The organism is Bullifex sp., from assembly GCF_034103065.1.
Taxonomy (GTDB): Bacteria; Spirochaetota; Spirochaetia; order Sphaerochaetales; family Sphaerochaetaceae; genus Bullifex.
Genome location: NZ_JAXEGN010000288.1, coordinates 1 through 5,280, shown reverse-complemented (window position 1 = coordinate 5,280; position 5,280 = coordinate 1). Strand labels below are relative to the sequence as shown.

At 35.4% G+C, this 5,280-nt stretch carries 6 protein-coding genes and 1 tRNA gene; 5 read left to right on the top strand and 2 right to left on the bottom strand.

Annotated features, from left to right (window positions below; genetic code table 11):
* The 3 genes from SOY52_RS11010 to aroH form a co-directional block, all read left to right on the top strand.
* The coding region (locus SOY52_RS11010) for a hypothetical protein (RefSeq protein WP_320849006.1) at positions 1-339 on the top strand (339 nt) is incomplete at its 5' end.
* Between the two features lie 28 nt (positions 340-367).
* Entirely contained in the window at positions 368-706 is a 339-nt protein-coding gene (locus SOY52_RS11005; protein WP_320849005.1) for a hypothetical protein, read from the top strand.
* Positions 703-1,071, top strand: coding sequence for a chorismate mutase (aroH, locus tag SOY52_RS11000; protein WP_320849004.1), 369 nt, complete (start codon positions 703-705; stop codon positions 1,069-1,071). Before SOY52_RS11005 ends, aroH begins: the two co-directional genes overlap by 4 nt.
* On the opposite strand, the gene SOY52_RS10995 is transcribed toward aroH, so the two are convergent.
* Both SOY52_RS10995 and SOY52_RS10990 read right to left on the bottom strand, forming a co-directional pair.
* Positions 1,060-2,331, bottom strand: a complete 1,272-nt coding sequence (locus SOY52_RS10995) for a M18 family aminopeptidase (RefSeq protein WP_320849003.1) — start codon at positions 2,329-2,331, stop codon at positions 1,060-1,062. The genes aroH and SOY52_RS10995 overlap by 12 nt on opposite strands.
* Before the next feature lie 80 nt (positions 2,332-2,411).
* A tRNA-Thr gene (locus SOY52_RS10990) sits at positions 2,412-2,484 on the bottom strand.
* 279 nt (positions 2,485-2,763) lie between these two features.
* Between SOY52_RS10990 and SOY52_RS10985 the strand changes: the two genes are divergently transcribed.
* Together SOY52_RS10985 and SOY52_RS10980 are read left to right on the top strand one after the other, a co-directional pair.
* Positions 2,764-2,934 (top strand): hypothetical protein, encoded by a 171-nt coding sequence (locus SOY52_RS10985; protein ID WP_320849002.1) that lies wholly within the window; start codon positions 2,764-2,766, stop codon positions 2,932-2,934.
* A 187-nt stretch (positions 2,935-3,121) separates the two neighbouring features.
* Positions 3,122-5,280, top strand: a 2,159-nt coding sequence (locus tag SOY52_RS10980; RefSeq protein WP_320849001.1) for a bifunctional UDP-sugar hydrolase/5'-nucleotidase, incomplete at its 3' end; no start/stop codon positions are given.

The following is a 5,280-nucleotide window of genomic DNA, read 5'->3' as shown; positions in this document are numbered from 1 at the left end:
GGAAGACTTGATCATCAATTAGCCCTTATGGCGTTATTTTCAAGATATCCTGCCCCTAAATATTGGTTTAGCAAAGAGGATATTATTATTCGTTGTGATAGAGAAATAAATCTTAACATACCAGTTGGCTCTGATATTAGTATTTTACCTATTAATGAAATAGCTCATGTTAGTACTATAGGGTTAAAATGGGAGCTTGGAGGGTATAAAATTTCTTATTCATCTGTTTCTTTGTCAAATAGAAACGAAGTTGAAAATGTCAAAATTCTCACAAATAAACCTATTTTTATTAGAGTTTCTAGTCAGCTGTTGTCTTACTTTGAGAATATGGTATATTAATTACAAAAACATTTTGTAAGGAAAGTATATGCTTCAATTTAGACGTGTATTAGCATTTTCATCTAGAGTTCATACATATCTTTTGATGCTCTATCTCTTCTTCTTTTTAATGTTTTTCTTTACTTTTATTACTTCAGTTGATTTAGCGTTATTAACAATAATAAAAACTGCGATGACTTTAATTAGCTGGACAATGATTTTCTTTGGTGTATGGATAGTCTTTGCATCGATATATCAATTTTTCTATACAAAGGTATTTGCCTTTACTCCTGCTTTATTAACAGTACTAAGATGTATTCTTGTTTTATTGCTAGCAACTGGAGCAGATTTTGTTGAAACCATTGTTGTGGAAGGAGTTAGTTTATGAGTGAATCAATCTATGCAATAAGAGGTGCAACTACTGTTGAATTTGATAGTGTTTCAGAAATTGATAATGCTGTAAAAGAAATGTTTTCTGAAATTCTTTCTAGAAATTCAATAAGTGAAGAGGAAATTGCATTTGTTCTTTTTTCTCAAACCTCTGATTTAAAATCTAGAAACGCTGCAGCAGCAGTAAGAAAAGCAGGATACTGTGCTTCTGTTCCTCTTTTTTGTGTTCAAGAGGCAGAGATAAATGGAATGCTTGATAAGGTAATTAGAGTGCTTGTTCAAGTAAACCATCCTAAAAATGGCGAACCAAAAATGGTTTACTTAAACAGAGCAGAAAAATTAAGACCAGACTTAAAGAGATAAGAAAGTCGTAAATAACTTGAGTAGGGCAGTTGTATCTTTAGTACCTCCACATTCATATGGAGAGTGCATTGCGAGTTGGGCAACGCCTACATCACATGTTGGGATGCTTATCTTTTGGATTGATAAATTGCCAAGAGTTGAGCCTCCTAACTGATCTGAATTGTTAACAAATACTTGATAAGGAATATCATTTTTCTTCATTAATGCTTTTAAAAAGGCTCCTGTTGATGCATCTGTGGTATATTTTTGATTTGCAGAATACTTTAATAAGATGCCACCATTGATAACTGGTAGGTTAGTAACATCACTCTTATCAGCATAGTTGGGATGAACAGCGTGGCCATTATCAGCACTAACCATGAAAGATGAAGCGATTTGTGAATATCTTTCTTCTTCACTTATATTTAATGAGCACATAACTCTATTGATAGTTGTTGATAAGAAATCTGAAAGGGCACCTTGTCTTGTTCCGCTTCCCACTTCTTCATTATCAAATAGAGAAACCATTGCAATTTTTTCTTTAGGTTCTGCTTCGATAAGAGATTTAAAAGCAGAGTAAGAGCACTGTAAATCATCTATTTTTGGGCTTGAGAAGAATTCATCATCTAACCCCCAAATAACAGGTTCACATCTATTATATAAGAATAAATCGTAATCTAATAACTCGTCTTCTGTGCAATTAGCTTGTTTTGCAATAAATGAAGAGAATGCTTTTTTATCACTTGATTGAGCAAAAAGTGGCAAAAGCTCTTTTTGAACAGAATACTTAATACCATCATTTGCTGTTCTATTTTGATGAATTGCTAAATTAACTATTGAAAGTAATGGCTTTGGAATATCAAATAGTTGCTCCTTTACTTCTCCATCTTTTAATACAAATACTCTACCTGCAACTGATAGAGGTCTGTCAAACCAAGGAGAAAGTAACATACCACCATACTTTTCAATATTTAATTTGATATAGCCATTAGCTAAAATCTCTGGATTTGGTTTTATTTTAAAAGTAGGACTATCGGTATGAGCGGATACTATCGAAAAGCCTTTAAATGATTGAGGGATAGAAAAAGCAATTAGCGAAGATGAATTTCTTTCAACAAAGTATTTCTTTCCTTTTTCAATATTAAATTTCTCATTTTCTTTTAATTGGATAAATCCATTTGCTAGTAATTCTTTTTTCATGTTTGCGACAACATGGAATGGGGAAGGGCTTTTAGAAATAAAATCTAATAGGTTTTGTGTATCTTTAATATTTTGGTTCATGTTTGTACCTCAGCTTGAGATAATAAGATAAATATAAAGAAGGTACAATAACAAAAAAAAGACCTCATTACTGAGGTCTTAGCCGACTGTCGGATTTGAACCAACGACCGGCTGATTACAAATCAGCTGCTCTGCCAGCTGAGCTAAGTCGGCGTGTCGTTCACACTGAACAATCGAGATACTACCTGTAATCGAAAATAATTGCAACTACTTTTTTAAAAAAAATTAAAAAAAAATTCACTATTTTTTGCTAATTAGTTATAAAATAAGATAATAAATCATAAAAAAAATAAAAAAACATTTTTAATGCTTGAAATATATATGTAATAAATGATATTCTCGACAAGAATTGAATTTAATTTAGAATATTTGACAACTAGTCTTGCTTTGTGTATTATTAGCGAGACATGTCATTTACGGAGGAATAAAGAAATGGCCGGTAATGTTTCTAAGAACGCTCACCGTGAAGGTGCAAAAGTATTATTAAGCAGATGGGGCGGTGCAATCAAAATGAAGAGTGTATTCGAAAATGGTAAACTTCGCCACTATGCTGTTTGTGAGAAAACTGGTAACACAGCACGCAAAGCTAAAGATCTTATGTAAGATTGCTTAATATGCATTTTTTCAGCCTGTCGAGACGTCGGCAGGTTTTTTTGTTTTTTTTGAACAAAAATTTTTAGAAAATAATATTTTTTTCGTATCTTAATTAAATTCTTCGTGTTATATTGTAACAGAGAACATTTTTCTTAAAACCAAAAAAACATATCGTTCGTTGTTAGGAGGAAGACACGTGAATCGTTTTACTAAAACACTGTCAACTTTAGTTCTTGTCGTAATGGTCGCCCTCTCACTGATCGGTTGTCAGAGTACATCCGCTCCAGTAGAAGTTGTACCAGAGATTGTAGTTCCTGAAGCTGTACCTGTTGCAGAAGTTCCTGTTGTTGAGGAACCAGCTCCAGTAGTAGCTCCAGAACCAGAACCAGTTGTTGAAGAACCTGCTAAGGCAGAACCAGTTTATGGATCTGTTTCAGTTTATGGCTATCCAATTTCTTATAAAGTAGAAGCTGGAAAAGCAACAATTACTTATCCTTCATTCGTAACAGATGAAGAAGTAGTTGGATTCCTTTCATACTTTGCCCAAAAAGCAGGTGCAATTGTTGAAGGTACTGTATTTGAGATTACAGCACCAGGTACTGTAGTAGTTACTTTTGATGAAGCTGCTACATATGCTGATGTTGAAGCTGTAGGTACTTATGCATTTAATTGCTTATTTGAATATGTAAATATGCTTTTTGCACCAGTTGCTGAAGAACCAGCTCCAGTAGTTGAAGAGCCAGCTCCAGTTGTAGAAGCACCTGTTGAAACAAAATATTCAGGTACAGTATATGCATATGGTTTCCCTGTTCGCTATGAAGTTGAACTTGGTAAAGTTTATATTGATTATCCAAGCGTAATTACAAAAGAAGATGCTCAGGGTTTCTTCGGTTACGTTGCTAATAAATATGGTGAATATGCTAAGGCTGTAACATTTAAGTTTGTTGATGATTCAGCTGTAGAATTATATTTTTCAAAGGATGCTTCATTTGAAGATATCCAGGTTGTTGCAGGCGCACTTGCTAATGATCTTGTAGACTATGTAACTAGCCTTTTCGCAGCTCCAGAGCAAGTTGCAGAAGCTCCAGCTGTAGAAGAAGTTGCACCAGTTGTTGAAGAGCCAGCTCCTGTAGCAGAAGAACCAGCAGTTGTATATCCATATGGTGTTCAGCCAATTGTTAAGAATACACAAGGTGACACAGAATTTGATCTCTTCGTAGTTCATACTAACGATGTTCACGCTAGAATTGTGCCAGCTGATGGTGGTATGGGTTATGCTAAGCTTGCTACATTAGTAAAAGCTGGTAGAGCAATTACTGATAACATCCTCGTACTTGATGCTGGTGACGTAACACACGGAACTAACTTAGCTAATATGTTCAATGGTCAGACAGTAGGACAGATTCTTGCTATGATTGGTTACGATGCAGTTGCTCCAGGTAACCATGATTTCAACTATGGCGCTGACAACCTCAAGACTCTTGCTGCAATGTCAGAAGCTATTGGTGGACCAAAAGTTCTTTCAGCTAACATTCTTACTGAAGATGGTTACAATGTATTCCAGCCATATCAGCTTTATGATTTCAATGGCTTCAAGGTTTGTGTAATTGGTCTTACAACTCCTGATACAAAGACAAAAGCACATCCTAAGTACACAGAAGGTCTTACATTCTGGTCTGATGAAGTACTTGCAGTTGCACAGTATGCAATTGATCTTGCTCATGAATATGCTGATTACGTAATCGTACTTGGTCACTTCGGTCTTGATGAAGATGGTTCAAGTGGTATCACAAGTGAATATGTTTGTAAGAACATTAAGGGTATCGACCTCTTTGTTGATGGTCACAGCCACACAACATTACCAGAAGGTTATAAAGTTGGTGATACTCTCATCGTACAGACAGGTGAATACCTCAAGAACGTTGGCCTTGTTCAGCTTCACGTTAAAGATGGTAAAGTAACAGCTACTTACCCAATGCTCATTTCAGCTTCTGATGTTCTTGATCCAGCAAATAGTGAATTAGCTAAGTCTGTTGGTATCACAGAAGTTCCAGATGATCCTGAAGTATCAGCTTACATCGCAGCAGTTGAAGAAGAACTCAATGCTAAACTCTCTGTTGTAATTGCAGACGTTCCAGTATTCCTTGATGGTGCTAGAGCTAACGTTAGAACAAAGCAGACTAACCTTTCTAAGCTTATCTGTGAAGCTATGACAGCTGAAACAGGTGCTGATTTCACAATCACAAATGGTGGTGGTATCAGAGCTTCAATCAACCCAGGTAAGGTTACTCTTGGTGATGTTAACAACGTACTCCCATTCACAAACATTGTTGCAGTATGTGAAATCACAGGTGC

Coding starts and splice junctions, on each gene's coding strand:
- SOY52_RS11005 (WP_320849005.1), top strand. CDS start 368: ATGCTTCAATTTAGACGTGTATTAGCATTTTCATCTAGAGTTCATACA.
- aroH (WP_320849004.1), top strand. CDS start 703: ATGAGTGAATCAATCTATGCAATAAGAGGTGCAACTACTGTTGAATTT.
- SOY52_RS10995 (WP_320849003.1), bottom strand. CDS start 2,331: ATGAACCAAAATATTAAAGATACACAAAACCTATTAGATTTTATTTCT.
- SOY52_RS10985 (WP_320849002.1), top strand. CDS start 2,764: ATGGCCGGTAATGTTTCTAAGAACGCTCACCGTGAAGGTGCAAAAGTA.